Source organism: Streptomyces sp. NPDC001880 (genome assembly GCF_053594575.1).
The window spans coordinates 1-2,066 of sequence record NZ_JBSFET010000254.1 but is presented as its reverse complement, the minus strand read 5'-3'; the positions used below and the strand labels follow the sequence as shown (position 1 = coordinate 2,066).

The 2,066-nt window shown below is 68.7% G+C and carries 2 protein-coding genes and 1 pseudogene; 2 read left to right on the top strand and 1 reads right to left on the bottom strand.

The genetic code is table 11. The features are described 5' to 3' along the window. A pseudogene (locus ACWCQ6_RS36995) lies at nucleotides 1-315 on the bottom strand (ATP-dependent helicase); the annotation flags it as partial. A gap of 293 nt (nucleotides 316-608) precedes the next feature. Between ACWCQ6_RS36995 and ACWCQ6_RS36990 the strand changes: the two are divergent. Continuing rightward, nucleotides 609-1,712, top strand: coding sequence for a fatty acid desaturase family protein (locus tag ACWCQ6_RS36990; protein ID WP_451096859.1), 1,104 nt, complete (start codon nucleotides 609-611; stop codon nucleotides 1,710-1,712). Nucleotides 1,713-1,795: 83 nt separating this feature from the next. Beyond that, complete coding sequence (locus ACWCQ6_RS36985) at nucleotides 1,796-1,978, top strand: hypothetical protein (protein ID WP_451096857.1); 183 nt, start codon at nucleotides 1,796-1,798, stop codon at nucleotides 1,976-1,978. Nucleotides 1,979-2,066: the final 88 nt, after the last annotated feature.

Here is a 2,066-nt window from a genome sequence, read left to right as displayed (position 1 = left end):
GAGCTGGAGGGCGAGGAGGGCAGCCGCACCCCAGAACGCGGCCGCGTCGGAAGCATGGGCCGAGGTCCGCGCACGCGTCAGCACCGGCAGCGCGTCCCGGACCGGAAGCATCCGTGCCGGAACGGTGTACGCCTGTGTGTCAGCGCCGACGACGGTCAGCTCCACCACGGACCCGGGACCATCGGGCGGACTGCTGCCGTCCGGGTGCCAGAAGGCGACCTGGCCGGTTCGGGAGGGATCCCCGGGCCGGAAGACCACGGAGCAGGCGGAGAGTGCGGAGATCTCGGAGAGCGTTGCCGCAGGGAGTCTTTGCACAGTGTTGCCGAATTCCTCAAATTTGACTAGTGGAGGTCGAGTCGCCGAGGGTACCCCACGGATGCTGTCACCCATGTGCGGGACCGCTGTGATGTGAGCCATATCTCGATCCGGGTGGGAGTTTCGACGGCTCGCCGGCCGGGAGGGCAGCCGCACTCCTGGGTGGAGGCAGCACCCCCATCGGGGGAGGGGGTATACCCCCGGATGGCCCGGGTGTTGGCGCCATGGTTGCCGCATAGCGGGGGCTCTACGTTTCTACAGGTCAGCGCAGCATTCCAGAGACCGGAGTCGTCATGCCCCAGGCCATAGCCACCGCAGCGGAAGGTACTTGCGACGGTGCGTGCAGTGCTCTAGCGGGACGAACGGCAGATGTCGCTGGCACCGAAGGCACCGGGACGGCTCAGGCTCAGGGAAGCGACTTCGCGCCCCTGCTGCGGGCGGTGAAGGGGCAGGGCCTCCTGGATCGGCGTACCGGGTGGTACGCGGTCGGCATTGCCGTCAACCTGGTCGCCCTGGGCGCCGTGATCACCGGCATGTTCCTTCTCGGCAACACCTGGTGGACCCTGCTTTTCGCGCTGCCGCTGGCGATCTTCTGGTCGCGCACCGCGTTCGTCGGGCACGACGCCGGACACGCCCAGATAGTCGGCGACCGCAGGACGGGACGGGCCATCGGCCTTGTGCACGCCAATTTGCTGCTCGGCATGAACGAGGCCTGGTGGAACGACAAGCACGTCCGTCACCACGCCAATCCCAACCACATCGACAAGGACCCGGACGTGGGCGTGGGCGCCCTCGTCTGGACCCAGAAGCAGGCCGTCCAGCGCGAAGGCTTCGCCCGCTGGCTCACCCGCAACCAGGCCCGCCTCTTCTTCCCGATGCTGCTCCTCGAAGGCATCGCGCTGAAGATCTCCGGCTTCCAGTACCTGCGGCAGCAGCCCGCCCGGGAACGAGCCCTCTCGGCGCTCCTCCTGGTCGCCCACCTGGGCCTGTACGCAACGCTGCTGCTCACCGTCCTGTCCCCGGGCAAGGCCGTCGTCTTCGCGCTCGTCCACCACGCGCTGTTCGGGCTCCACCTGGGCATGGCCTTCGCGCCGAACCACAAGGGCATGGAGATGCCGGACCCCGACGGCGACCGCTGGGGCCACCTCCAGCGCCAGGTCCTCACCTCGCGCAACGTACGCGGGGGCTACCTCACCGACTGGTTCCTCGGCGGCCTCAACTACCAGATCGAGCACCACCTCTTCCCGAGCATGCCCCGCCCCCACCTGCGCCTGGCGCAGCCCATGGTGCGCGCCCACTGCAAGGCACTGGGCATGCCGTACGCGGAGACCGGGCTGACCGAGTCCTACCGGCAGGCACTGCGGCACATGCACGAGGTCGGTGAACCACTGCGGTGAGTCCTCGGCCCGCTGGAACTGATGGACACGCACACGCGTTCTCACAGCAGACGCGGCCTCGGGCCGCGAAGGAGGCACGGACGATGTCGAACAGCACGAAGATCGCCATCGGGGGAGTGGTCGCAGCGGTCATCCTGATGCCGTTCATCGGTTTCTGGCTGTCGCTACTGGTTCTGGTCGGCGTACCTGCGATCGCGTATCTGATGCTGGACCCCGGCCAGCGGCGCAGGCTCCGCAGGATCACCCGCAAGGAAATAGGCCGCTGAGAGAGGGCTCCGCGCCGCGCGGGACGGGCTGCGGTCCGTCCGCGGCGGGCATCGGGGCCGGGGCCCGTGCCGGTCCGCAGCAGCGACC